The organism is Phenylobacterium sp. NIBR 498073 (assembly GCF_027286305.1).
Classification (GTDB): domain Bacteria; phylum Pseudomonadota; class Alphaproteobacteria; order Caulobacterales; family Caulobacteraceae; genus Phenylobacterium.
The window spans coordinates 3,518,362-3,543,277 of sequence record NZ_CP114599.1 but is presented as its reverse complement, the minus strand read 5'-3'; the positions used below and the strand labels follow the sequence as shown (position 1 = coordinate 3,543,277).

Annotated in this window: 23 protein-coding genes; 6 read left to right on the top strand and 17 right to left on the bottom strand. The window is 69.1% G+C overall.

Translation table 11 applies throughout. The features are described from left to right. The first annotated feature begins 40 nt into the window (after nt 1-40). Complete coding sequence (gene clpB, locus O4N75_RS17735; RefSeq protein ID WP_269626770.1) at nt 41-2,623, top strand: ATP-dependent chaperone ClpB; 2,583 nt, start codon at nt 41-43, stop codon at nt 2,621-2,623. Between the two features lie 62 nt (nt 2,624-2,685). On the opposite strand, the gene O4N75_RS17730 is transcribed toward clpB, so the two are convergent. Together O4N75_RS17730 and arfB are read right to left on the bottom strand one after the other, a co-directional pair. Then, the gene (locus O4N75_RS17730; protein ID WP_269626769.1) at nt 2,686-3,222 is read right to left on the bottom strand and encodes a hypothetical protein; all 537 of its coding nucleotides are present in this window, start codon (nt 3,220-3,222) and stop codon (nt 2,686-2,688) included. 49 nt (nt 3,223-3,271) lie between these two features. Further along, a complete protein-coding gene (gene arfB / locus O4N75_RS17725; protein ID WP_269626768.1) occupies nt 3,272-3,697 on the bottom strand; it encodes an alternative ribosome rescue aminoacyl-tRNA hydrolase ArfB in 426 nt (141 codons plus the stop codon). 208 nt (nt 3,698-3,905) lie between these two features. On the opposite strand from arfB, the gene O4N75_RS17720 reads away from it, so the two are divergent. Then, complete coding sequence (locus O4N75_RS17720) at nt 3,906-4,403, top strand: GNAT family N-acetyltransferase (protein ID WP_269626767.1); 498 nt, start codon at nt 3,906-3,908, stop codon at nt 4,401-4,403. Here O4N75_RS17720 and O4N75_RS17715 read toward each other — a convergent pair. Continuing rightward, nucleotides 4,400-4,882, bottom strand: a complete 483-nt coding sequence (locus O4N75_RS17715) for a Fur family transcriptional regulator (protein ID WP_269626766.1) — start codon at nt 4,880-4,882, stop codon at nt 4,400-4,402. The two genes, O4N75_RS17720 and O4N75_RS17715, sit on opposite strands and share 4 nt — an antisense overlap. Before the next feature lie 143 nt (nt 4,883-5,025). Between O4N75_RS17715 and O4N75_RS17710 the strand changes: the two genes are divergently transcribed. Beyond that, nucleotides 5,026-7,056 (top strand): TonB-dependent receptor, encoded by a 2,031-nt coding sequence (locus O4N75_RS17710; protein WP_269626765.1) that lies wholly within the window; start codon nt 5,026-5,028, stop codon nt 7,054-7,056. A 64-nt stretch (nt 7,057-7,120) separates the two neighbouring features. Here the strand turns inward: O4N75_RS17710 and O4N75_RS17705 are convergent, their stop codons facing one another. From O4N75_RS17705 to O4N75_RS17695, 3 genes are all read right to left on the bottom strand, one after another. After that, a complete protein-coding gene (locus O4N75_RS17705) occupies nt 7,121-8,131 on the bottom strand; it encodes a DUF4167 domain-containing protein (protein WP_269626764.1) in 1,011 nt (336 codons plus the stop codon). Nucleotides 8,132-8,381: 250 nt separating this feature from the next. Beyond that, nucleotides 8,382-9,251 carry a peptide chain release factor N(5)-glutamine methyltransferase gene (gene prmC / locus O4N75_RS17700; protein WP_269626763.1) on the bottom strand — a complete coding sequence of 290 codons (870 nt, stop codon included), beginning with the start codon at nt 9,249-9,251 and terminating at the stop codon, nt 8,382-8,384. Then, a complete protein-coding gene (locus O4N75_RS17695) occupies nt 9,248-10,024 on the bottom strand; it encodes an MOSC N-terminal beta barrel domain-containing protein (RefSeq protein ID WP_269626762.1) in 777 nt (258 codons plus the stop codon). Before O4N75_RS17695 ends, prmC begins: the two co-directional genes overlap by 4 nt. Before the next feature lie 140 nt (nt 10,025-10,164). Here O4N75_RS17695 and O4N75_RS17690 point away from each other — a divergent pair, with 140 nt between their 5' ends. Beyond that, on the top strand, nt 10,165-11,364 hold the full coding sequence (locus O4N75_RS17690) for a YihY/virulence factor BrkB family protein (RefSeq protein ID WP_269626761.1): 1,200 nt from the start codon (nt 10,165-10,167) through the stop codon (nt 11,362-11,364). Nucleotides 11,365-11,462: 98 nt separating this feature from the next. Here O4N75_RS17690 and prfA read toward each other — a convergent pair whose 3' ends face one another. From prfA to ptsP, 8 genes are all read right to left on the bottom strand, one after another. Then, nucleotides 11,463-12,539 (bottom strand): peptide chain release factor 1, encoded by a 1,077-nt coding sequence (gene prfA / locus O4N75_RS17685; RefSeq protein WP_269626760.1) that lies wholly within the window; start codon nt 12,537-12,539, stop codon nt 11,463-11,465. A gap of 122 nt (nt 12,540-12,661) precedes the next feature. Beyond that, on the bottom strand, nt 12,662-12,955 hold the full coding sequence (locus O4N75_RS17680) for a hypothetical protein (RefSeq protein WP_267232559.1): 294 nt from the start codon (nt 12,953-12,955) through the stop codon (nt 12,662-12,664). Nucleotides 12,956-13,074: 119 nt separating this feature from the next. Further along, the gene (locus O4N75_RS17675) at nt 13,075-13,542 is read right to left on the bottom strand and encodes a hypothetical protein (RefSeq protein WP_269626759.1); all 468 of its coding nucleotides are present in this window, start codon (nt 13,540-13,542) and stop codon (nt 13,075-13,077) included. Nucleotides 13,543-13,714: 172 nt separating this feature from the next. Beyond that, on the bottom strand, nt 13,715-14,170 hold the full coding sequence (locus O4N75_RS17670; RefSeq protein WP_269626758.1) for a hypothetical protein: 456 nt from the start codon (nt 14,168-14,170) through the stop codon (nt 13,715-13,717). 87 nt (nt 14,171-14,257) lie between these two features. Then, nucleotides 14,258-15,400, bottom strand: coding sequence for a flavodoxin-dependent (E)-4-hydroxy-3-methylbut-2-enyl-diphosphate synthase (gene ispG / locus O4N75_RS17665; RefSeq protein ID WP_269626757.1), 1,143 nt, complete (start codon nt 15,398-15,400; stop codon nt 14,258-14,260). Nucleotides 15,401-15,481: 81 nt separating this feature from the next. Further along, nucleotides 15,482-16,270 carry a TIGR00730 family Rossman fold protein gene (locus O4N75_RS17660; RefSeq protein WP_269626756.1) on the bottom strand — a complete coding sequence of 263 codons (789 nt, stop codon included), beginning with the start codon at nt 16,268-16,270 and terminating at the stop codon, nt 15,482-15,484. A 55-nt stretch (nt 16,271-16,325) separates the two neighbouring features. After that, nucleotides 16,326-17,324 (bottom strand): helix-turn-helix domain-containing protein, encoded by a 999-nt coding sequence (locus O4N75_RS17655; protein WP_269626755.1) that lies wholly within the window; start codon nt 17,322-17,324, stop codon nt 16,326-16,328. Between the two features lie 169 nt (nt 17,325-17,493). Then, on the bottom strand, nt 17,494-19,752 hold the full coding sequence (ptsP, locus tag O4N75_RS17650) for a phosphoenolpyruvate--protein phosphotransferase (protein ID WP_269626754.1): 2,259 nt from the start codon (nt 19,750-19,752) through the stop codon (nt 17,494-17,496). 247 nt (nt 19,753-19,999) lie between these two features. On the opposite strand from ptsP, the gene O4N75_RS17645 reads away from it, so the two are divergent. Then, complete coding sequence (locus tag O4N75_RS17645; RefSeq protein ID WP_269626753.1) at nt 20,000-21,730, top strand: alpha/beta fold hydrolase; 1,731 nt, start codon at nt 20,000-20,002, stop codon at nt 21,728-21,730. Nucleotides 21,731-21,733: 3 nt separating this feature from the next. On the opposite strand, the gene O4N75_RS17640 is transcribed toward O4N75_RS17645, so the two are convergent. Together O4N75_RS17640 and O4N75_RS17635 are read right to left on the bottom strand one after the other, a co-directional pair. Beyond that, nucleotides 21,734-22,282 (bottom strand): GNAT family N-acetyltransferase, encoded by a 549-nt coding sequence (locus tag O4N75_RS17640; protein WP_269626752.1) that lies wholly within the window; start codon nt 22,280-22,282, stop codon nt 21,734-21,736. Further along, nucleotides 22,255-22,896, bottom strand: coding sequence for a metalloregulator ArsR/SmtB family transcription factor (locus O4N75_RS17635; protein WP_269626751.1), 642 nt, complete (start codon nt 22,894-22,896; stop codon nt 22,255-22,257). Before O4N75_RS17635 ends, O4N75_RS17640 begins: the two co-directional genes overlap by 28 nt. A gap of 70 nt (nt 22,897-22,966) precedes the next feature. On the opposite strand from O4N75_RS17635, the gene O4N75_RS17630 reads away from it, so the two are divergent. Beyond that, nucleotides 22,967-24,379 carry an MFS transporter gene (locus O4N75_RS17630; RefSeq protein WP_269626750.1) on the top strand — a complete coding sequence of 471 codons (1,413 nt, stop codon included), beginning with the start codon at nt 22,967-22,969 and terminating at the stop codon, nt 24,377-24,379. On the opposite strand, the gene O4N75_RS17625 is transcribed toward O4N75_RS17630, so the two are convergent. Continuing rightward, entirely contained in the window at nt 24,351-24,914 is a 564-nt protein-coding gene (locus O4N75_RS17625) for a TetR/AcrR family transcriptional regulator (RefSeq protein ID WP_269626749.1), read from the bottom strand. The two genes, O4N75_RS17630 and O4N75_RS17625, sit on opposite strands and share 29 nt — an antisense overlap. Nucleotides 24,915-24,916 lie beyond the last annotated feature (2 nt).

The following is a 24,916-nucleotide window of genomic DNA, read 5'->3' as shown; positions in this document are numbered from 1 at the left end:
ATGAAGGCGGTCACGCCAATCCGCCTATCGAGGGGAACGCATGAACATCGATCTCTATTCCGACCGCGCCAAGCAGGCGATCCAGTCGGCCCAGAGCCTGGCGCTGGCGCGCCGCCACCAACAACTCGCGCCCGAGCACCTTTTGAAGGTGCTGCTTGAAGAAAAGGACGGCCTCAGCCGCGCCCTAATCCAGAGCGCGGGCGGACGTCCCGACGCGGCCGACAAGGCCGCCGACGACCTGCTGGCCAAGCGGCCGAAGGTTGAGGGCGGTTCGGGCCAGCTCTACATGGCGCCCGAGACCGCGCGCATCTTCGCCGAGGCCGAGGCCGGGGCGAAGGCCGGCGGCGACGCCTTCGTCACCACCGAGCGGCTGCTGATCGCCATCGCCAAGGAAGGCGGCGACGCTGCCAAGGCCCTGAAGGACGCCGGCGCCAACGCCGCGGCCCTGGAAGAAGCCGCCAAGGCCATGCGCAAGGGCAAGACCGCCGACTCAGCCTCGGCCGAGGAAGGCTACGACGCGCTCAAGCGCTATGCCCGCGACCTGACCCAGGCCGCGCGCGACGGCAAGCTCGACCCGGTGATCGGCCGCGACGAGGAGATCCGCCGCACGATCCAGGTGCTGAGCCGCCGGACCAAGAACAATCCGGTGCTGATCGGCGAACCGGGCGTCGGCAAGACGGCGATCGTCGAGGGCCTGGCCCTGCGCATCGTCAACGGCGACGTGCCCGAAAGCCTGAAGGACAAACAGCTGCACGCCCTGGACATGGGCGCGCTGATCGCCGGCGCGAAGTACCGCGGCGAGTTCGAGGAGCGGCTGAAGGCCGTGCTCGGCGAGGTGACCGCGGCCGAGGGCTCGATCGTGCTGTTCATCGACGAGATGCACACCCTGGTCGGGGCCGGGAAGACCGACGGGGCGATGGACGCCTCGAACCTGCTGAAGCCCGCCCTGGCTCGCGGCGAGCTGCACTGCGTCGGCGCGACCACGCTGGATGAGTACCGCAAGCACGTCGAGAAGGACGCAGCCCTGGCCCGCCGGTTCCAGCCGGTGTTCGTCTCCGAGCCGACCGTCGAGGACACGGTCTCGATCCTGCGCGGCCTGAAGGAGAAGTACGAAGTGCACCACGGGGTGCGCATCTCCGACAGCGCCATCGTCGCGGCCGCCACCCTGTCGAACCGCTACATCACCGACCGTTTCCTGCCCGACAAGGCCATCGACCTGGTCGACGAGGCCGCCAGCCGCGTACGCATGGCGGTCGATAGCAAGCCCGAGGAGCTGGACGAGATCGACCGGCGCATCGTGCAGCTGAAGATCGAGCGCGAGGCCCTGTCCAAGGAGCCGGACGCCGCCTCGCAGGCGCGGCTGGAGAAGCTGGAAGACGAGCTGGACGATCTGGAAGGCCGCTCGGCCGAAATGACCGCCCGCTGGAAGTCGGAGAAGGACAAGGTCTCGTCCGCCGCCCAGGCCCGCGAGGCCCTGGACCGGCTGCGCGCCGAACTGGTCGCGGCCCAGCGCCGCGGCGACCTGCAGCGCGCCTCGGAGATCGCCTATGGCGAGATCCCGGCCCTGGAGCGCCGGCTGGAGCAGGAAGAGACGGCAGCGGCCGAAAATCCGATCAGCCCCGAGGTGGTGGACGCCGAGCAGATCGCCGCCGTGGTCAGCCGCTGGACCGGCATCCCGGTCGACAAGATGCTGGAAGGCGAGCGCGAAAAGCTGCTGCAGATGGAGGACGCCCTGCGCGGCCGCGTGGTCGGGCAGGAAGAGGCGCTGGTCGCCGTGTCCGACGCGGTCCGTAGAGCCCGCGCCGGCCTGCAGGACCCCAACCGGCCGATCGGCTCGTTCCTGTTCCTCGGCCCCACCGGGGTCGGCAAGACCGAGCTGACCAAGGCCCTGGCCGAGTTCATGTTCGACGATGAGAGCGCGATCACCCGCCTCGACATGTCCGAGTACATGGAGAAGCACTCGGTCAGCCGCATGATCGGCGCGCCTCCCGGGTATGTCGGCTACGACGAGGGCGGGGCGCTGACCGAGGCCGTGCGGCGCCGGCCCTACCAGGTCGTGCTGTTCGACGAGGTCGAGAAGGCCCACCCGGACGTGTTCAACGTGCTGCTGCAGGTGCTGGACGACGGTCGCCTGACCGACGGCCAGGGCCGGACCGTCGACTTCCGCAACACCATCCTGATCATGACCTCGAACCTGGGGTCCGAGTTCCTGGCCAACCAGGCCGAGGGCGAGGACGTCGAGGATGCGCGGCCGATGGTGATGGAGGTGGTGCGCCGCCACTTCCGGCCCGAGTTCCTGAACCGGATCGACGAGATCATCCTGTTCAAGCGCCTGGGGCGCGGGGAGATGGACAACATCGTCGCCATCCAGTTGCAGCGGGTCGAGAAGCTGCTGGCCGACCGGCGCATGTCGATCACCCTGGATCCGGCGGCCATGCACTGGCTGGCCGACAAGGGCTACGACCCGGTCTATGGCGCCCGGCCGCTGAAGCGGGTGATCCAAAAGGAGCTGGTCGACCCGATCGCCCGCAAACTGCTGGCGGGCGATCTGGAGGACGGCGCGGTGATCCAGGTCGGGGCCGATGCCGACGGCCTGGAGATCGGCAAGGCCAAGGTCCACTAACGACAAACGCCCCGGAGAGCGATCTCCGGGGCGTTTTTTTATCTCCGGGTAGGGGCGAGCCCCTAGAGCTCGACCTTCACGGCGCGGCCGCCACGGACCTCGACCCGGCGCATGACCGCGATGTCGGGGCCCGAGCCGCTGACCGGCTTGGCGACGGTGATCACGTACCAGGCGCCGTTGGCGAGGCCTGAGAAGCTGAACGCGCTGTTGGCGTCGCAGACCGCGCGCTTGACGAAGGCCGAGTAGTCGCCGCTGGGCGCCGAGGGCGTGCGGGCGCGGACCTCGTCGGCCGGCAGGGCGGCGCGGTCGGCGGAGGTGTAGAGGATGCTCATCCGCCGACGCGTCCAGGGCGTCTCGGGCGTCAGCACCACGCCGGCGCCGGTGCAGGAATAACGGGTCTGGCCGGCCTTGTAGGTCAGGCGGCCGTCGACGCGGCCAGAGCCGGGCACGGCCGACCACGAGAAGTCCTCGGCGCGGAAGACGCCGGCCGTGGCCGGGCCGCCGCCGGGCGGCGGAGGCGGGGGCGGGCCCAGGGTCGGCGCGCAGGCGGCGACGAGCAGGAGGGCGGCGGAGGCGGAGAGCAGACGAATGCGTGACATGGCGCGCGCACCTTACGCATCCGGAAGCCTCACCGCCAAGGGTTTACCCCTAGTCGTCGCCTCGGACCTTGCCGCGCATGGACTTCACGCCGCCGCGGCGGACCTTGGCCTCCACCCGGCGTTTCTGGGAGGCTTTGGTCGGCTTGGTCTTCTTGCGCGGCGGCGGCGGGGGCTTGGCGGCCTCGCGGATCAGCTCCAGCAGGCGCTCCAGCGCATCGGCGCGGTTGCGCTCCTGGGTGCGGAAGCTCATTGCCGTGAGGACCAGAACGCCGTCCTGGGTCAGCTTGCGCCCGGCCAGCCGCATCAGGCGCACGGCGACGTCGTTGGGCAGCGAGGGCGAACGGCGGACATCGAAGCGCAGCTCCACGGCGGTGGAGACCTTGTTGACGTTCTGGCCGCCGGGACCGGCCGCGCGGATGAACCGCTCGGTGATCTCGTCCTCGGAGATGGAGATGGCGGGGGTGACTTCGATCACCGGCTTTCCAGATATCTACGTTGTCGGCTAGGCTGGTCGCATGACCGCTTTCGCGACCCTTATGCACATGACCTGCCGAACCGCCCAAGCGGGATCGGTGAGGGATGTCGTGCGCTAGGACCGTTCAGCCGCATTTCGCCCCACCAGCCCCGCCGCAAGGACGGGGCTTTTTTCATGGCCCCGTTCTCCGGCCCACCGAGAGAAGACGATGAGCCAAGACGAGATATTGATCCGAGCCGCCGAGCCGGATGACGTGCCCGACCTGACCGAGACGATGAACCAGCCCCGCGCCGTCTGGGGAACCATGCAGGTCCCGTTCACCAGCGTCGCGACGCGGCGCGAGCGTTTCAAGACTACGTCAGCGACCCAAACGATGCTCGTCGCGGTGATCGGCGGCAAGGTCGTCGGCAGCCTGGGCCTCAGCCGCCTCGAGGGGCGTCGCAGTCAGGTCGGCACGTTCGGCATGGCGGTCCACGACGGCTATGCCGGCCGGGGCGTCGGCACGGCCTTGCTGGCGGCGGCCGTGGAGCAGGCCGACCGCTGGCTGGGGCTGCAGCGCTTGGAACTCACGGTGTGGAGCGACAACGCCCGCGCCATCGCACTTTACGAACGTTTCGGTTTCGAGCGCGAGGGGGTTATGCGTAGCTATGCCTGGCGCGACGGCGAGCACGTCGACGCCATCGCGATGGCGCGGCTGCGGCCTTAGCCGCCGCGGCAGGCCGCGCAGCGGCCGCGGGCTTCCAGGGTGATGGTCGCGACCTGGTAGCCCGCCGCCTCGGCGGCGGCGAGCTGGGCGGTGAAGTCGGGTTCGAACTCCTGGGCCGCGCCGCAGCAGTCGCAGATCAGGAAGGCGGCGCGGTGCTCGCCGCCGTCGTGGCGGCAGGGCACGTAGGCGTTCAGGCTCTCGATCCGGTGGGCGAAGCCCAGGCGCTCGAGAAACTCCAGCGCGCGGTAGACGGTCGGCGGCTTGGCCGGTTCGCCGTGTTCGCCGAAGGCGGCGATCAGGTCATAGGCCTTCTGCGGGCCGTCGGCCTCGAGCAGCAGCTCCAGCACCCGGCGGCGCGGGGCGGTCAGCCGCTCCTGCGTCGCCACGCAGCGGGTCTCGGCCGCGCCGAGCGCGTGGGTCAGGGCGTGACCCTTGAGGCCCGGATGCGCGCCGTCCGCGTGATGACACTCGCTTCCCATATGCCTTGGCTACCTGCCTCCCGGCTGGTCCGCAAGCGATGCTGCTTGACGGATGGTTATGTTATCTCATAACGGTCGATGTTATTTCGTAACACGGCGCGGCCGTTTCAAGTCCGCGGCCGTGAGTTTGCCGAGGCGTCCACATGACCAAGACCTACCTGCTCGCCGCCGCCGGCGCCGCTGCGCTGTCCGCGGGATCGGCCCATGCCGAGGCGGCCAAGGAGGTCTCCGAGCTGGTGGTGACCGCCGCGCCCTATGTCGTCTCGATGGACTCGGTGACGACCAGCGTCGAGGTCATGAAGCGCGACGACCTGGACGCCGCGCCTTCCGCGGGCCTCGGGGATGTTCTGTCGGGCCTGCCCGGCGTGCGCTCGACCTTCTTCGGGCCCGGCGCGAGCCGGCCGGTGATCCGGGGCCTGGCCGGGCCGCGGGTGCTGGTGCTGAGCAACGGCGTCGGGATGATCGACGCCTCGGCGCTGTCGCCTGACCACCAGGTGGCCAACGACCCGCAGGAGGCCGAGCGGATCGAGGTGCTGCGCGGGCCCTCGGCCCTGGCCTATGGCGGGTCGGCGATCGGCGGCATCGTCAACATCATCGACGACCGCATTTCGAGCACCAAGGTCGAGGGCGTCCATGGCCGCCTGCTGGCCTCGGGCACGAGCGTCGACGAGGGTTCGGCGGTGTCGGCTTCGGTCAAGGCGGGCGTCGGCGGCTGGGTGTTCAGCCTGGACGGCCTGCACCGCGAAAGCTCTGACTACGACATTCCCTCGCCGGCGGAGTCGCGCCGGTTCATGGCCGCCGAGGGCGAGGAGTACCTGGGCAAGGAGCCCTCGACCGTCGCCAACACCGCGGTGCGGCTGGACGCCTATGGCGGCGGGGTCTCCTATGTCGGCGACAAGGGCTTCCTGGGCGTCGCGGTCAAGCGCACGGACACGACCTATGGCGTCCCCGGCCACGCGCACGAGGCGGGTGAAGATCACGACCACGACCATGGGCACGAGGACGAAGACGGCGGCGTCCAGATCGATCTGAAGCAGACGCGCTACGACCTGCGCGGAGGCTTGAACCTCGACCTTGGGCTGTTCGACCAGCTCAAGGTCTCAGCCGGCTACGCCGACTATGAGCACGCTGAGCTGGAGGGGGGCCATATCGGCACCCAGTTCCTATCCGAGGGCTGGGAAGCGCGGGCCGAGCTGGTGCAGAAGGCGCGCGGCGGCTGGCAGGGCGCGGTCGGCCTGCAGGCGCTGTCGCGGACGCTCGATGCGGTCGGCGAAGAAGCCTATGTGCCCTCGACCGAAACCCGCGAACTCGGCCTGTTCACCTTGCAGCGGCTGGACAACGACACCTGGGGCGTCGAGGGCGGCCTGCGGCTCGACCGCCGGGAGCTGGAGACCGACGCCGCCTCGCGCGACTTCACCAACGTCTCGGCCAGCATCGGCGGCTTCCTGCGCCCGGCAGAGGGCTGGTTCCTGGGGCTGTCGGCCTCACGCGCGGCGCGGGCGCCGACCGAGGCGGAGCTGTTCGCCAACGGCGCCCATGCGGCGACCCGCGGCTTCGAGGTCGGCAATTCCGACTTGGATTCGGAGGTCTCCTACTCGCTCGACGCCACGGTCCACTATGGCGAGGGCCCCTGGGAGATCGACCTGCACGCCTTCGCCGTGAAGTACGACGGCTTTATCGACCTGCGTCCGAACGGCCAGGTCGACCCGGAGAGCGGCTTTGCGGTCTTCGACTACCTGCAGACCGACGCGACCTTCTACGGCGCCGAGGCCGAGGCCTCGTTCCGGCTGTGGCAGGACGGCGCGCGCAGCTTCTCGCTGCAGGGCGCGGCCGACTACGTCCACGGCGACACCGACCTCGGCCCGCCGGCTCGCATTCCGCCGTGGTCGGTGACCGGCCGGGCGGTGTTCGACGGCGACTGGTGGACCGGCAAGCTGGAGCTGCGCCACGTGGGCGAGCAGGATCGCGTGGCCGAGTTCGAGCTGCCGACCGACAGCTATCAGATGATCAACGCCTACCTGTCGGCGACGCCGTTCGCCGACCGCAAGCTGCGGCTGTTCCTGGAAGGGCGGAACCTCAACGACGCCGAGGCGCGCGAGCATGCCTCGTTCCTGAAGGACCTGGCCCCACTGCCCGGGCGCAGCTTCCGGCTCGGCGTCGGCTACAAGTTCTAGAGGGCAAAGAAAAACCCCTCCCGCGAGGGAGGGGTTGATCGTTTCCAGAGCCCAGGCGCTGGCCTCAGGCTTCTTCAGTCTCGTTCGAAGAAGCTTCACCGCCCTCGAAGCTGCGCGGGGCGCGGCGACGGCGAGCCTTGGGCTTTTCCTCACCCTCGGCCGCGGCCGGAGCCTCGGCCTTCGGCGCCCGCGGCGCGCGCGGAGCCTTCAGGAAGGCCGGAGCGTGGCTTTCGCCGCCGTCCTCGTCGCGCAGCACGGGCGAAGCTTGTTGTTCGGTCGCGACCAGCGGCGCGGCCTTGGGCTCGACGACAGCCAGCGGATCGCGCTCGGGGCGGTCCTGCCGTTCAGTCCGCTCGGCGCGGTCCGGACGTTCGCCACGATCTTCGCGGTCACGACGGCCTTCGAAACGCTCGCTGCGCGGACGGTCGTCGCGATCGCGGCGATCCTCGCGCTCGGCGCGGGGCCGATCATCGCGGGGGCGCTCGTCCCGCGGACGGTCGTCCCGCGGACGGTCGTCACGGGGGCGGTCGTCGCGATCGCGGTAGCGGTCGTTGCGGTCGCGGTTGCGGCCTTCGAAGCGGTCGTTGCGCTGACGGTCGTCGCGCGGCCGGTCCTGGCGGTCGTCGCGATCGCGCCAACGCTCGCCGCGGGCCTGTTGGCCTTCGACTTCGTTGTTCTCGCCCGATTCAGCGGCCTCATTGGCCGCCGCTTCAGCTTCCGCCGCCGCAGCCTGGGCGCCGCTCTCGTCCTCGAAGTCGATGTCGAGGCCGCCGGAGAAGGTGTCGCGGCCGAGGATCTCGGCGGCGGGCTTGGTCGGCTGCATGGCGCGCACGACGCGGAAGTAGTGCTCGGCGTGCTGCAGGTAGTTCTCAGCCAGAACGCGGTCGCCGGACGACGAAGCGTCCCGGGCGAGCTGCTGGTATTTTTCGAAGACGTGCTGGGCGTTGCCGCGCACCTTCACGCCGTCCGGGCCATTGGAGTCGAAGGCCCGGTTCGCGTTCTGCTGCTGCGGCTTGCCGCCGCCGCCACCGCGATTGCGGCCGCGCTGGCGCTTCATACCCTTGAAATCTCTCATTCGCTGTGTCCGCCGCCGCGTCGGTCTTTCGCCGGTGCGCGCGCGGTCTATCCTCTCGCCTTGGTCGGGCCGTTCGCCCGTAAGTCCGTGTTGAAGACGTAAGTGTTCTCCGTCGTCCGCCCTGACCTTGAGGCGCGAGACACGCTAAGCCTGCGCGCCTGCCGGAGCGGTTGTACGTCCTGTGATCCCAGGGCGTCCTGAACCTCTAGCACCGGCGAATTGGGTGGAGACGAGATAAAGACTTAGCGATTCACTTGCGCGTTTCCAAGGGGTTTTTCACGCCCACGACGACGCGGTCGTTGGTCGACAAATCCTTGATCGTCCAGACGTCACTGCCGCCGGCTTCATTGAACAGCGCCTCGACCTGATCCTTCTGGTCGTAGCCGATCTCGACGGCGAAAAGGCCGCCCGGCTTCAGCACGCGCATGATTTCCGGGGCCAGATGGCGATAGGCGTCCAGACCGTCGGGACCGCCATCCAGGGCAAGGCGCGGGTCGAAATGGCGCACCTCCGGCTCCAGCGTCTCGATCACCTCGCTGGCGATGTAGGGCGGATTGGAGACGATGACATCGAAGCTGGCGTCCTGCAGCCCGGCCGTCCAGTCGCCGCGGGCGAAGGCGACGCGCCCGGCCAGACCGAGGTTGGATGCGTTCTCGCGCGCGACGGCCAGGGCCTCGTCGGAGATGTCGGTGGCCAAGCCCTTGGCGGCCGGGCGTTCGGCTAGGATCGAGAGGATGATCGCGCCCGAGCCGACGCCGAGGTCGAGAATGTCGAAGGCCATCTGCTCGGGGAACTGCTTGAGCACGTAGTCGACGATGACCTCGGTCTCCGGCCGCGGGGTCAGGACGTCGGCGTTGACCGCCAGCATGACCTTCCAGAAGCCCTTGCGGCCGAGGATATGGCTGACCGGCTCGCGGCGTTCGCGACGCGAGACGTAGTCGCTCAGGCGTTCCTCCTGTTCGGGCGTCAGAGCTCGGTGAGGATCGGTGACGATATCGGCCCGGGTGGCGTCGGCGGCGGCCTCGACCAGCAGGCGTGCGTCGATCACCGGCCCGACGAGACCGACGGCCTCCAGGCGCGTCTTGGCCGACTGCCAGGCTTGCAGGAGGGTGAGCGTCATTCAGCGGGCTCCAGGGACGGCATGGTGGCGGCGTCGCCGACCGTGATCCGTCCAGAATCGGTAACGTGGACATAGATGCCCAGGTTCATGTGGCCATAGTTGTCGAACAACGCCTTGACCACATCCATGTCGCGCTCGGCGGTGTCCGGGTTCACGTGGGTGGCGGCGCAGCGGACGATGGGCTTGAACACCTTGGCGCGGGCGAAGCCGACCATCAGTTCGCGGCCCTCCCAGTCGTTCTCGACCCAGGCGGGCCAGCCCTCGACATAGAGGTTGCCGCGGAATCGCAGCGGGTCCACCGGCCGGCCGATCCTGGCCTCCAGATCGCGGACGCTGGCCAGGTTGATGATCGAGACGTGGCCCTGCGGGTGATCCATGAACCGGTAGCCGGGGGCGTCGAGCACCTTGAGCTCGCCGCGCGCCTCCTCGCCGAGCAGGGCGCTCAGCCAGGCGGCGAAGGCCTCGCGGCCCTGCGCCTGCTGCAGCGAGCCGCTGAAGTCAGGCTGGCCCTGCGCGGTCGCCGTGAGGACGCCGCTGGCATCGTCGTAGCGGGTGCGGGCCTTGGCCACCTCGGCGATGGACATCAGCACCGTGAACTTCTGCTTGGGGATGTAGGCCGGGGCGGCCGGATCGAAGCCGGAGGGGCCGTTCTCGACCGCATAGAGGCGGTCGCAGGGGAAGGGTCCGCCGACGGTCAGTTGGGCCTGGTCGAGGCGCTCGGGCGTAAAGCCCTTGACCGGGTGTCGGTAGAGCGCAGCGATGTGACCGGTCATGTGCCCCTCGTCGTCCTGAACGTTCAGCCGATGGTCGTGTCTTCGCACAGTCGCGCCTGCGCTGGTAGCTGTCTGGCCGGCGGAACGCTGGCAAGATCGGGGTGTTCCAGCCTGTCTGGCGCGGTGAAGAAAGGGCGGCGATGACGGATCCGGAGGAGCGATCGGCGTGGGATCGCGCGGCCCGGATTTTCTGGCGCGTCGCGCCCTGGGTCGGGTTCATCGCCATGACCGAGCTTTGGCGGCGCAGTCGCCAGCATGTCCGCGGGCGCTTGAGCGTCGACGCCATCGCCACGCCGCGCGCATTCGAGGAGGCCGAGCCTCGGCGCGGGCGCAGCGCCCACGGTCCCCATGCGATCCCGCCGAAAGGCTGGAAGGACATCGCCTGGCGCACCTATCAGGAGATCGGCCGCGACCGGCTGCCCTCGGTGGCCGGCGGGGTGACGTTCTACACCTTGCTGGCGCTGTTCCCGGCCATGGGGGTGTTCGTCTCGCTCTATGGCCTGATCGCCGACGTCGCCGCCGTGCAGCAGCAGTTGGCCAGCATGGCCAGCGTGTTCCCGGCCGAGGTGATCAACATCGTCGGCGAGCAGATGCTGCGGCTCGCCAACCGCCCCTCGGCCACGTTGTCGGTGGCGTTCCTGGTCAGCCTGCTCTTGTCGGTCTGGTCCGCCAACGCTGGGATGAAGGCGCTCTTCGACGGGCTGAACGTGGCCTATGACGAGCAGGAGAAGCGCAACTTCTTCAATCGCACCCTGCTGACCTATGTCTTCACGTTCGGGGCTCTGCTGTTCCTGGTGGTGATGACGGCGGTGCTGATCGCCGCCCCCATCGCCTTCGAGCGCCTGGGCCTGAGCGAACTGGCGGTGATCTGGGCGCCGCTGCGCTGGCTGGTCCTGGTGGCCATGGCGGCGGGGGCTTTCTGCGTCATCTATCGCTACGGCCCCTGCCGGGCGCGGGCCAGGTGGCGCTGGGTGAGCGTCGGCGCGTTGCTGGCCGCCGGGTTCTGGCTGATCGGCTCGCTGGGCTTTTCCTGGTACCTGAACAATGTCGCCCATTATGACGTGACCTACGGATCGCTGGGCGCGGTCGTGGCCTTCATGACCTGGATCTGGTTTTCGGTGATGGTCGTGCTGATGGGCGCCGAGATCAACGCCGAGATCGAGCACCAGACCGCAATCGACACCACGGTCGGACCTGAGAAGCCGATGGGCGAGCGCGGCGCGGCCATGGCCGACAGCGTCGGGCTGGCGTTCCACCTGGACATTTCGAAGATCAAGGCGCGCGCGGTCAACGACAGCCTGCGCCAGGCAGACAAGGTGCGCCGCGCGCTGCGGCGCTAGAGCAATTTCCGATCCTATTGGATCGAGAATTGCTCATGACTCTTTGAATCTGGAGCATTTTCTTCGCCGAACCGGTAGCCGCTTCGGCGGAAAATGCTCTAGTTGAACTCGTCTTCCAGGGCGGCCAGGCGTGCAGCCTGGTCCTCGGCGATCAGCGGATTGATCACGTCGTCCAGCGCCTCGCCCTCCATCACCTTGGCCAGGTTGTAGAGGGTCAGGTTGATGCGGTGGTCGGTCACCCGCCCTTGGGGGAAATTGTAGGTGCGGATGCGCTCGGAGCGGTCGCCGGAGCCGACCTGGCTCTTGCGGGCGTCGGCGCGGGCGGTGTCGAGGGCTTCGCGCTGCTGGTCATAGAGGCGCGCCTGCAGCACCTTCATGGCGCGGGCGCGGTTCTGATGCTGCGACTTCTCGGACGACGTGACCACGATGCCGGTCGGCAGGTGGGTGATGCGCACGGCCGAGTCGGTCTTGTTGACGTGCTGGCCGCCGGCGCCGGACGAGCGGTAGGTGTCGATGCGCAGGTCCTGGTCGCGGATCTCGATCTCGACGTCCTCGACCTCGGGCAGCACCGCAACGGTGGCCGCCGAGGTGTGGATGCGGCCGCCGGCCTCGGTCTCTGGCACGCGCTGCACGCGGTGCACGCCGCTCTCGAACTTCAGGCGGCCGAACACCCCATCGCCGGTGATCGAGGCGATGATTTCTTTGTAGCCGCCGACCTCGCCCTCGGAGATCGAGTCGATCTCGACGCGCCAGCCGCGGCTCTGGGCGTAGCGCTGGTACATGCGGAACAGGTCGCCGGCGAACAGCGCCGCCTCGTCGCCGCCGGTGCCGGCGCGCACTTCCAGGATGGCCGAGGCGTTCTCGTCCTTGTCCTTCGGCGCCAGCAGCAGGGCGACATCGCGCTCCAGTCCCGGCAGGCGCTCGTTGAGGGCGGCCAGTTCGTCCTGCGCAAGGGCGGCCATCTCGGCGTCGCTGGCCTTGGCCATTTCCTCGAGCTCGGGCAGTTCCTCGCGAGCGCGGGCCACGGCGGTCACCGCATCGGCCACCGGCTTCAGCTCGGCATGTTCCTTGGACAGACGCACGATCTCGGCGCCGTCTGTGGCCGCGCCCATGCGCGCCTCGATCTCGCGGAAGCGGTCGAGGACCTGATCCAATCTGGCCTGGGGGAGACGCACGGGGTTCCAGTCGCGGCTGAAATGAAGGGAGGCTTCTCTAGCGCCCTCGCGGCGGGTCTCCAACGAAAAAGGCCCTCTCCGCGAGGAGAGGGCCCATCCGTCCGCTGAAGCGGAAAAACGTCTTAGACGCGCACGCCCGAGAGCGGAGCCGAGCCGAAGGCGCCCAGCTTCACGTTGCCGCTCATCGAGTCGCCCGACACGGTGGCCGAGAATTCGAGGGTCATCGGCATCGGTTGGGTGATGGCGGTGGACCAGGTCAGGGTGTCGCCCGAAACCTTGCCTTCGATGGCCTGTTCACCCATCCGGCCTTTGGTCTGGCCGGTGAAGGTGTCGCCGCTCGTGGTGATCGAGGCTTCGACCTCTTGAGCGCCCATCGGCGAGTTGATGGTGATCTTCCAGTTGCCGTCCGCGGACATGGTGTCCCTCCCTGGGTTTAGGCCGGGCACCTAACCAAGGCTGCGACGCGAGCGCAAGAGGTGACGCAGGCGTCATCTTTGACAATGTTCAATTTGAAACGACGTTCGCGGACCGTCGGTCAGGCGCGGAGGGGCGGCGGCTCAGGCGCAAGAAGCTCGAATCCCACGGCCCGCAGCGCGCCGCCAAGCCCTTGGATGCGCGCGTAGAACTCCTCGGCGGCGTCCATCATCTCCGGCGAGGTGAAGACGGCGGCCGGTGCGATCAGCCCGCCCGGGACGCGCTCGATGACCCCCAGGGAGATAAACGCCTCGACATAGCGGTCGACGACCTCGGCCGGCGCACCGATGGCCTTGCGCAAGGCTGCGTCGGTGATCGGCAGGCTGCCCTTGTCCGGGCCGATGTTGTGCAGGCCGGCATAGCGCGCGTCGCCGAGCAGGTTCTCGCCGTTGGCGCTCCAGATGGTGGTGAACACCAGCAGGGCGAAGACGTCGCCGCCGTGCAGCCGGGCGAAGGAACGAAGGGCGGCGAGGATCTCGAACGTGCCGGTGCGGAGCACGGCGCGCCGATTGTCGGTTGCTGCGTCCATGATCGCCCCTTCGAATCGTGTTCGCCGAACGACCTATGCGAACCGGCGAGGGCCTGGTCAACCGTCCAGAGCGTTGTCCGCCGAAGTGGCTACCGGCTCGGCGAAGTAAATGTTTTGAACTCAGAAATTCCAGAGCAATTTCTGATCTAATCAGATCGGAAACTGCTCTGGGTCAGTCGCCGAACGAGAAACCCGCCGAGCGCAGAGACGTGACCATCTTCACGACGCTCTCGTAGAGCTCGGCCGTTCCCTGAAGCATCTCCGGCTGGGTGAAGACCGCGGTTGGAACGACCAGCTTACCGGAGACCTCCTCGACCAGGCCCTTGTCCAGCAGGCGCTGCACATAGGTCCGGAGAATGTCGTCGGGCATCGGCAGGGCGAGGCGCAGTTCGTCGAGGCTGGCCGGTTTGCGCAGTGCGTCCGGCGGAATGGATTTCAACTGAACGTAGCGCGGGTCGCCGATCAGGTGGCCGGAGTTCAGCACCCACAGGGCGGTGAAGACGAAGTACTCGATTACGTCGTCGCCATGGACCTTGGCCATGGCGCTTGAGACCTTGGTCATTTCGGTGGCGACGATGCGGACGACCGCGCGGCGGGTGTCGGCTGGAACTTGAGAGAAGGTAGTCAAATCAATACCCCAGAGCACTCGCTCCAAGGTCTAGGGTATTTCGCGGGGCGCGAATAGCAGCCCGACAAAGTTCATATAACGTGTGATCTATTCGGCGGCCTGCAGCGCGGCCTGCTCGGCCTTGGCGAGTTCGGCGGCCTTGGCCTCGACCAGCTCGACGATGTGGTCGACCATCTTCTCGTTGTCCATCTTGTGGTCCGGCTTGCCGGCCAGATAGACCATGCCCGCGCCCTTGCCGCCGCCGGTGAAGCCGACGTCGGTCATCAGCGCCTCGCCCGGGCCGTTCACGACGCAGCCGATGATCGAGAGGCTCATCGGCGTGGCGATGTGGGCCAGGCGTTTCTCAAGCGTCTCGACGGTCTGGATGACGTTGAAGCCCTGACGCGCACAGGACGGGCAGGCGATGATGTTCACGCCGCGGTGGCGCAGGCCCAGCGACTTCAGGATGTCGAAGCCGACCTTGATCTCCTCGACCGGGTCGGCGGCCAGGCTGACGCGGATGGTGTCGCCGATGCCGGCCCAGAGCAGAGAGCCCATGCCGATCGAGGATTTCACGGTGCCGGTGCGGGTCGCGCCCGCCTCGGTGATGCCGACATGCAGCGGGCAGTCAATGGCCTCGGCCAGCTGCTGGTAGGCCGCGACGGTCATGAACACGTCGGAGGCCTTCACGCTGATCTTGAACTCGTGGAAGTCGTTGTCCTGCAGGATGCGGGCATGGTCGAGGGCGCTTTCGACCATCGCGGCCGGGCAGGGCTCGCCGTACTTCTCAAGCAGGTGCGGCTCCAGGCTGCCGGCGTTGACGCCGATCCGCATCGAGCAGCCGTGGTCGCGGGCCGCCTGGATGACCTCCTTGACGCGGGCCGACGATCCGATGTTGCCCGGATTGATCCGCAGGCAGGCCGCGCCTGCCTGGGCCGCCTCGATGCCGCGCTTGTAGTGGAAGTGGATGTCGGCCACGAGCGGGACCCTGGCCTCGCGGGCGATGGTCTTGAACGCCGCGGTGGACTCAACGTCGGGGCAGGAGACGCGGACGATGTCGGCGCCGGCCTCCTCGAGCTGACGGATCTGCTCGAGGGTCGCGGCTGCGTCGGCCGTCAGCGTGTTGGTCATCGATTGGACCGTGATCGGGGCGTCGCCGCCCACCTCGACCTTGCCGACGCGGATCTTGCGCGAGATCCGGCGGTCGATGGAGCGCCAGGGGCGGACGTGGGTGTGATCTTGCACGGTCATGACGGGCGGAAAATAGGGCCTTCCGTCGGAAAACGCGAGGCCGCGCCGCGCCGTGACGGAGCAGCGCGGCCGCGCATGGGGTCAGGTTAGATCTTCGCCGTACTTGACCCCGCCGGCGACCAGCTGGGTCCAGACCTGCTCGGCGCTCTCGGCGAAGGTGAAGAGGTCGAGATCGGAGGCCTTGATCATGCCTTCAGCGATCATGGCGTCGAAGTTGATCACCGAGCGCCAATAGGCTTCGTCAAACAGCACGACCGGAATCCGCGGCGCCTTGTCAGTCTGGCGCAGGGTGAGGATCTCGAACAGCTCGTCCAGGGTGCCGAACCCGCCCGGGAACACCACCAGGGCGTTGGCGCGCATGGCCAGGTGCATCTTGCGCATGGCGAAGTAGTGGAAGCGGAAAGTCAGGTCGGGGGTCGAATAGGCGTTGGGCTCCTGCTCGAAGGGCAGGGTGATGTTAAACCCGATCGTCGGGGCGCCGGCGTCGACCGCGCCGCGGTTGGCCGCCTCCATCACGCCGGGTCCGCCTCCGGTGGCGATGACGTTGTCGCGCGGACCGCCGTTGCTCAAAAGGGCGCCGCCGCGTTGGGAGGCGATTTTGCCGAACTCGCGCGCCGCGGCGTACCAGGAGGCATGACGGCCGGGGCCGGTCTCGGAGATGCGGGCGCTGCCGAACACCACGATGGTCGAGCGCACGCCCCAGGCGCGCAGCGCGTCCTCCGCCTTGGCGTACTCCAGCAGGAAGCGGACCCCGCGCATCGAGTCGCCGAGCAGAAAATCCTCGTCGAGCGCGGCCAGCCGGTAGGAGGGCGAGGCCATCTGCTCGGCGTTGCTGGGGTGTGCTCCGCTGTCTGTAGCGCCTGCGACCATGACTGAACCTCCGTACTGAATCGGAGGGCAACTTCGCCGAGACGCCGCCGCGAGGCTAGCCCGCAAGCTTCTCGGCGGCGATGGTGGGCGCGGGCATCAGGCCCTTGCTCTGGCCGCCGACGAACACCTGGAAGGCTGCCGGGTCGGTGACCTCGAGGGTCAGGCCCTTCAGGTTCGGGACGCGGTAGGCCTGGCCCGCCGACAGCTGGCGGGCGAAGTAGGCCGCGCCGCCGGCGCCCCGGACGATCAGCGAGGCGCCCTTGCGAGCCTGGAGCGTGACCAGCGAAGCGGCCGGGTCGGCGCCATAGACCGTCCCGCGCGCCACGAAGGTCGGAGGCAGGGGCTCGGTCGGGGCGGCCGGCTCGGCCTTGGGCGCGGCGGCGGCGGCCTTCTTGGCGGCGACGACGGCGTCGGACGAGCCGCCTGCCGCAGTGGCTTCGGCCAGGCCCGGGGTCTCGTAGGGCGTCGGGGTGGTGGATTCGACCGGGGCCGGCAGCGGCGCGCCGAGCGCGACCGGACCGGCGGGCGCGCCGAGCTTGGCCTTGGCGATGGCGGCGGCCGGTGCGGTGTGCGGCGGCGGCGCCTCGGCGGTCATGGCCCGCTGGGCGACGTTCCAGAGCACGATCGCGGCGATGACCAGCATGCCGCCGCCGATCACCAGGGTTAGCCGCGGGTCCTTCGATTCGACGACGCCGACGGGCGCACGCAAGGCGGTGTCGGTGACCGGTTCGTCGCGGCGGAAGCGTTCGACCGCGGCGTCGCCGTCGAGGCCCAGCGCTGCGGCGTAGGCGCGGATGTAGCCGATGGTGAACGGGCGCGAGGGCAGTTCGTCCAGGCGCATTTCTTCAATCGCCGCCAGGTAGCTGCGGCGAATTCGCGTGGAGTCGGCCAGTTCCTGCAGGTTGAGACCGCGAAGTTCCCGGGCGGCCTTCAGCGCGGCGCCAATATCGGGTCCAACTTCGAGGGATGGGGTCAGGCCGCCGGCGCGGTTGGTCTCGCGATCACCGCCGTTACGCAAATCCAGACTGGTAACCCCGCCAGTATCGAGCGGCATGGCTACTTTGGCGCCTCTTGCTAGCGTTTACGATCTAAAGGCGAAGTCGCGCCCTGCCAGATTTACAGTAAAGATCTTAATATTGGGTTGTGGATATCATCCTAGGCATTGAAATTCAATGCGCTAATCGGGTGCGGGGGTGCGACGCAGCGTCCCTTCCGGGCGATCGTCAGATGGCCAAATACAATTTTCGGGCGAGGGTTTCGATCTCGTTCCGGACCGATCCGGCCGAGCCGCGCAACAGGGCGGTGACGCCGCGACGAGCCGCCTCGCGGTCGCAGGAGAGCACCATCTGCTTGACCGGGCCGATGCCGGCCGGCGGCATCGAGAGGCGGTCAAACCCAAGCGCTACAAGGGCGAACGCCTCCAGCGGCCGACCCGCCATCTCGCCGCAGACCGACACCGGCGTGCCGGTCTCCTCGCAGGCCTTCTGGATAGTCTCGAGCGCGCGCAGGGCCGGCGGCGAGAGGAAGTCGTAGCGGTCCGACACCCGCGGGTTCCCGCGGTCGGCGGCGAACAGGTATTGCATCAGGTCATTGGTGCCGACGCTGACGAAATCAGTCATCGGAAGCAGAGCGTCCAGGTGCCAGACCACCGCCGGCGCCTCGATCATCGCCCCGACGTCGAGGCGCGAGGGGGCCGGGCGGCCGCGGCGTTGGGCCCAGGCGACCTCGTGATCGACCAGGGCGCGGGCCGCGCGGAACTCGTCCACGCTGGCGACCAGCGGGAACATGATGCGCAGCGGCCGGCCGCGGGCGGCGGCGATCAGGGCGCGCAACTGCAGGCGCAGCAGGGCCGGGCGGTCCAGGCCCATCCGGATCGCGCGCCAGCCAAGAGCGGGGTTCTCCTCGCGCTCGGCCTCCAGGTATGGCAGCACCTTGTCGCCGCCGAGGTCGAGGGTGCGGAAGGTCACCGGCCGGTCGCCGGCGGCGTCCATCACCCGGCCGTAGAGCGCAGTCTGCGCGTTGAAGCGCGGCATCTCCTCGGCGACCATGAACTGGAATTCGGTGCGGAACAGGCCGATGCCCTCTGCGCCGGTCTCGCCGAGGATGTCGAGGTCGACGTCCAGTCCGGCGTTCATCAGCAGGGTGACCTTGGCTCCGTCGCGGGTGAAGGCCGGGGTGTCGCGCAGCTTGGCGAACTCGGCGCGTCGCTGCAGGCGCACCTCCAGCCGGGCGTGCAGCGCTTTCACGACGTCGACGCGCGGGCGCAGATAGGCCTCGCCGGTCTCGGCGTCGACGATGACCGGATCGCCCTCCGACACCTTGTCGCGCAGGCCGGGCAGGCGACCGACGCAGGGAATGTCGAGGGCGCGGGCGACGATCGCCGCGTGGCTGGCCGAGGAGCCTTCCTCCAGCAACAGGCCGGCCAGCTTGGTGCGGTCGTATTCGAGCAGGTCGGCCGGGCCGAGGTTCCGCGCGATCAGGATGGCGTTCTCGGGCAGGTCGCGGGCGGCGTGCCCGTCGCCCGACAGGTGGCGCAGCAGCCGGTCGGCCAAGTCCTCGAAATCGTGCAGGCGTTCGCGCAGATAGGGATCGCGGGCCTGGCCCAGACGGGCGCGGTGCTCGGAGCGGACCCGCTCGACCGCGGCTTCTGCGGTGAGGCCGTTGCGGACCGCGTCCTCCAGGCTGCGGTTCCAGCCGCGGTCGTGGGCGAACATCTTGTAGGTTTCGAGCACCTCGTAGGAGGCGTCGACCAGACCGTGTTCGCCGGTCAGCATGTCGTCGATCTGGGCCTGCAGCCCGAGGATCGCCGTCTTCAGGCGAGTCTCTTCGGCCACGACGTCTTCGGCCAGCAGCTGCGAAGGGGCGACCGGCGGCTCGTGCAGGACGGCGACGCCGAGCGCCAGGCCGTCGGCGAAGCGCGAGCCGATCAGCCGTTCGGGCCGGTGGGGCGCGATCTCGACGCCTTTGAGCTCGCCCTCCAACTCGCTGCCGGCGACCATTTCGGCCAGCACCATGGCGACGATCTGCAGGTCCTCGACCTCGTCGTCGGTATAGACCCGCTCGGTGCGGTTCTGGACGACCAGCACGCCGATCGCGCGGCCGCCGCGCAGAAGCGGCACGCCCATGAAGGCGTGGAACGGGTCTTCGCCGGTCTCCGGACGATAGGAGAAGGCCGGATGATTGGGGGCGTCAGAGAGGTTCAGCGGCCGGCCGAGGCGCATGATCTCGCCGACCAGGCCCTCGCCGGGCTTCATGCGGGTGACGTGGACGGCGCCGGGGTCCAGACCCTCGGTGGCGAACAGTTCCATGTCGCCGCTGGCGCGGCGCATGTAGAGCGAGCAGACCTCGGCGACCATCGAGCGGGCGATGATCCGGACCACAATGTCCAGGCGCGATTGGGCCGGCCCGCCCGAGGCGAGCGCTTCGCGAATCTGCCGCAGCAGACTGCGTTGTCCCCGAACCGCGATCCCCGGCATGGCCATCAGGCGAGTTTCTCTCCCTTTTCCCGAACCGTCTCCTAACAGCTTTGCGCGTCGGAACGGAGACGAAAACGGGGCGAGACGACTTTGTGAGCGCGGCTGTACGCGAGGCGTCGGCGAGATCGGCGTTGCTCGGACAAATCCCGCGGTCGCGCGGCGTCGGCGCCCAATAAATAGGCGCCTGCAGGTGATTGCGCGAAGGCGGCGGCCGCGCCCATAGTTTCGGAATAACGACGTTCGGGGCGGGGCGATGGGCAAGGCGTGGCTGGGACTGATCGGCGGCCTGGCGGTGATCCTGACCGGGGCGCTTCTGGCCTGGCTGGTGCAGACGGCGGGCGGGGTGAGCGTGCGCGACGTGCGGTTCGCCGGCGACCGCGGAACCACGCTGGCGGCGCTGGTCTACATGCCGGCCTCGGCGACGGCGGAGCATCCGGCGCCTGCGGTGCTGCTGAGCCACGGCTACATCAATACGCGTGAGATGCAGTCGGCCTTCGCCATCGAACTGGCGCGGCGCGGCTTCGTGGTGGTGGCGATGGACCAGCCGGGGCACGGCTATTCCGACGCCATCGTCGGGGCCAACGACTTCGGCGGGCCGGCGGCGCTGCGCTACCTCAAGAGCCTGCCGCAGGTCGACAAGGCCAATATCGGCCTGGCCGGGCATAGCCTGGGCGGCGGGCCGGTCGTGGGCGCTGCGGCGTCCGATCCGGACGGCTACCGCGCCGCGGTGCTCGTCGGCTCCACCCCGGCGATCGGGGCGGTGTTCGGCTCCAAGGCCAGGGCCGATTTGCGGAACCTGGCCCTGGTGTTCGGCGGCCATGACGAGTTCGCCGAACTGATGTGGCAGGTCCCGCGTGGATTCGAGGTTCCGCGCTCGCCGGCCATGCAGGCGTTGTTCGGGACCCAGGAGCCTATTGTTCCGGGCCGCGTCTATGGCGATCTCGCCGCCGGGACAGCGCGGGTGCTGCACGTGCCGCCCGTCACGCATCCGTGGGAGCATTTTTCGGCCGGCGGCGTGGCCCCCACCGTCGCCTGGCTTCAGCGCACGCTGGACGGCGAGGCGCGACCGCGGCCGGCCGGGGACCAGATCTGGTTCTGGAAGGAGGTCGGAACCCTGATCGCCTTCGCCGGGATGGCGGCGGTGCTGCTGGCGTTGTTCGAGATCCTGCTCAGCGTCCGCTGGCTGCACCGGCTCGACCGGCGCCCGCAGGCGTTGGGGCCTGCCGCGCCGCGCCGGGACCGGCGCTGGTGGCTGTTCCTCGCCGTGACCGCGGCGCTGCCGGCGGTGACCTTCTTCCCGCTCATGAAGCTGGGAATGCTGTTCCTGCCGATGCCGCTCTATCCGCAGTGGATCACCAACCAGCTGCTGGTCTGGGCGCTGGGCGGAGCCGCCCTGACCCTGGTCATCGGGCTGGCCACCAAGGCGCCGCGCCCGGAGGTGGGCGCCGACTGGCCGAGGTCGGCGGCGATCGCGCTGCTGACGGTCGCGGCGGGCTACCTGACCCTGGCCGTCGTCGCCGGCGTTCTGCACGTCGACTATCGCTTCTGGGTCGTGGGGCTGAAGCCGCTCGACCTGCGCCAATTCGGTTTCGCACTGGCCTATCTGCCGCTGTGGACAGTGTTCTTCGTGGTCGCCCTGCGCAATCTGCACGGGCGGCTGGCGGTCGCGGGCGAGGGGCGCTGGAGCCACTACTTCGCCGGCATGGCCGCGATGTCGCTCGGATTCGCGGTGCTGCTGGCGATCCAGTATGGGGCGCTGTTCCTGACCGGCCGGCTGGCGATGGCCGAGCCGCTGAACACGATCATCGCCATCCAGTTCGTGCCGCTGATGGCGCTGGTCGGAGTGATCTCGGTGTTCACCTGGCGGCGGACCGGCAGTCATCTGCCCGGGGCGCTGATCTGTGCGCTGCTGCTGGCCTGGTACGTCAGCGCCGGCACGGCGACGCACTGGTCGCCGAACTTCCAGCTGCCGATGCCAGGTTAGAGGTTAGGGCCGCGCGACCCGTTTGGCCATCAGGAGGTCCGGGCGGCCGAAGCCGTTGGCGTCAGGCACCACGCCGACCGGCTCGTAGCCGAGCTTGCGGTAGAAGAAGAACGGATGGCCGCTGGTCGGGGCGATCTGCGCCAGCTTGGCCAGGGCGTCCGGAAAGATGTCGGCCCCGAACAGGCTGGTGCCGCCAAACTCGTCGTCGGAGCCGAGATAGACGGTCAGCTTGCCCATGGCCGCCACGCGGGCCTCCAGCGCAGCGGTGAGCGCCGCGCCGATCCCTTTGCGGTGATGACGCGGATCGACCGCCAGCGGGTGGAGTTCGGCGGCGTGGCTGTAGGTGTCGATGCCGCCGATCAGCCCGACCACCGTCTGCCCGTCGAGCGCGGCCAAGGCGAAGCGTTCCGGGACGGTGAGAAAGGTCTCGATCTCTGCCTCGGCCTCGTCGTCCTCCTGATAGGCCGGGATATGGACGAAGGCCTCGCGCAGGATTCGCGCGCAGTCGGCGCGCTGGGCGGCGGTCAGGTGCTCGAAGGCGACGATGTCCATGGCGTGACAAGGTAAGCGCAGCGGCGCGCTCCCGCCAGGATGTGGTCGGTGCGCTCGACGCCGGCCGGCGCGAGCATGGTGCGGAACAGGTCCAGTTCCGAGCGGCAGAAGCCCTGACAGGCGGTCGCCGCCGCGCAGATCGGACAGTGATTTTCGATCAGCAGGTAGCCGCCCTCCGCCAGCGGGGTCCACTCGGCCATATAGCCCTCGGCGGCGCGCACGGCGGCCAGCCGTTCCAGCTTCTGCTCCAGGGTGTCGGCGGCGCCGAGCGCCCGGCGGTAGCCGACCTCGATGGCGCGTTCGCGTCGCGCCACCAGGCGCTCCAGGCCCTCGTAGCCGAACTCGCTGCGGACGGCGTCGAGCAGCTCGACGGTCAGCTGGGCGTGGGTGTTGGGGAACCGTTCGTCCCCCTTGGCGCTGAGCGACCAGGAGCGGCGCGGCCGGCCGACGCCCATGCGTTCGGTGACGTGCTCGACCAGACCCTCGGCGTGCAGCTTCTCCATTTGCAGGCGGGCGGCCTGGCGGGTGACGCCCATGGCCTCGGCGATCGCCTTGGTCTGGGCCGGGCCCTTGCTCTTGAGCAGCAGGAGAATCTGGTCGGATGTGCTGTGCATTTGACAAATAGATGATTGCAAAACCCGCGCGCCGGGTCTAGCGCAAATATGCGTAGTTGGAGGTTGTCAAATGGCTGGGGCGTCGCGTGCGGACGGAAGCTGGGCCGACGTGGTGGGCGAGGGGCGGCTGTCGCGCTTCGTGCTGATCTGCCTGGGCGTCTGGATCAGCGCCGCCGACTCCATGGTGACGGCGACGATCATGCCCAGCGTCGGCGCCGACCTCGGCGGCTACGCTTATTTCGGCTGGGCGACGGCGGGTTTCCTGCTGGGCTCGGTGCTGGCCGGGGCGAGTTCGGGCCTGCTGGGTCTGCGCTTTGGCCTGCGGCGGGCCACCGCGGCGGCGGCGGTGCTCTATGCGGTCGGCTGCGCGCTCAGCGCCGGCGGCCCCGACATCGCCAGCTTCCTGGTCGGGCGGGTGCTGCAGGGCCTGGGCGGCGGTTGGGTGGTCGGGTTCTGTTCGGTGGCCATCGGCCTGATGTTCCCCGACCGGCTGCTGCCGCGGGTCTATGCGACGATCACCGCGATCTGGGGCGTGGCCAGTCTGCTGGGGCCGCTGATCGGCGGGATTTTCGCCGACCTCGGAGCCTGGCGCTGGGTGTTCTGGCTGTTCGCGATTCAGGGGGCGGTCGTGGCCTGGGCCGCCTATGTCATGTTGCCCAGCGACCGAGGGAACGACGACGCCAAGGTCGCGTGGCCGCAGTTGGCCTTGATCGCCGCCGGGGTCATGGCCATCGGCCTGGCCGACATGGCCCGCGACTTCCTCCGTTCTGGGCTGCTGACGGCGCTGGGCTGCGCGGTGCTGGCCTTCACCGTCTGGTTCGACGGGCGAGCGCGCACGCGGCTGCTGCCGAAGGGGGCGAGCGACCTGGCCACCATTCCGGGGGCGGGGTTCGCCGCGATGTTCCTGCTTACCGTGGCCTCGATGGGCTTTGCGATTTACGGCCCGGCGATCCTGCAGAAGCTGGCCGGGCTCTCGGCGCTGGAGGCCGGCTACGTGATCGCCGGCGAGGCGGCGGCCTGGACGGTGATGGGCCTGATGGTGGCGCATCTGACCGGGACCTGGCCACGGCGGATGATCCGGCTCGGCGCGATCGTCGCCACTCTCGGCGTGGCGTTCGCAGCGTTGACCATGCCGGCCGCCTCGGTCGTCGGCGTGGTGGTGGCCGGGCTGTTCCTCGGCGGCGGATTTGGCCTGTCGTGGGCGTTCATGAGCCAGCGCATCCTGGCTTCGCTGCCGGAGGGCGACGAGCGCGCCATCGGCGCGGCGGCGATGACCACGGTGCGGCTGACCGGATCGGCGGTCGGCGCGGCGGCGGCCGGGGCGGTCGCCAATCTGGTCGGGTTTTCGGAGGGGCTGAGCGAGGCGAGCGCCCGCTCGGCCGGGCTGTGGGTGTTCGTCGCGGTGCTGCCGCTGGCGGTCGCCGGGGTCTGGGCGGCGTTCGGCCTGACCGCCGCTAGGACGGGCGAAGCGCGCCCAGCATGATGCGCGACAGGGCCGCGATCGCCTCGGCGCGGCTCATCCGCCCGGCCGCGGCGGCCTGGGAAAGAATGTCCGCGGCGCCGATCACGCCCAGCAGCACGGCGCGGCCCTCGGGACCCGGCAGCGGGACGAACTTGGCGAGCGCGGCCAGGTACTGATCGACATAGCCCTCGCGCAGGGCCTGGCGGAAGTCGTCCATCTCCTCGCTGGCCGACAGCGCCGCAGCGATGGCGCCGAACTCCGGCCCGGCCTGCAGCACGCAGTCGACATAGGCGGCGCTGAGGATCTCGACCACGTCCTCCAGGGTTCGGGCCTGGGCGGCCAGCGCGGTCTCGACCGCCTGGGCCTGGCGGGCGTCGAAATAGCGGTAGAGCGCGATCAGCAGTCCCGCTCGCGTGCCGAAGTGCTCGTAGGCGATGGGCTTGGTGACGCCGGCCTGCTCGGCCAGCCGGGCCAGGGTGAGCGCGTCGGTGCCCTCGGCGCGGACGATGGCCGCCGCCGTCTCCAGAAGCTGGTTGCGCCGCTGATCGCGCGGCATGC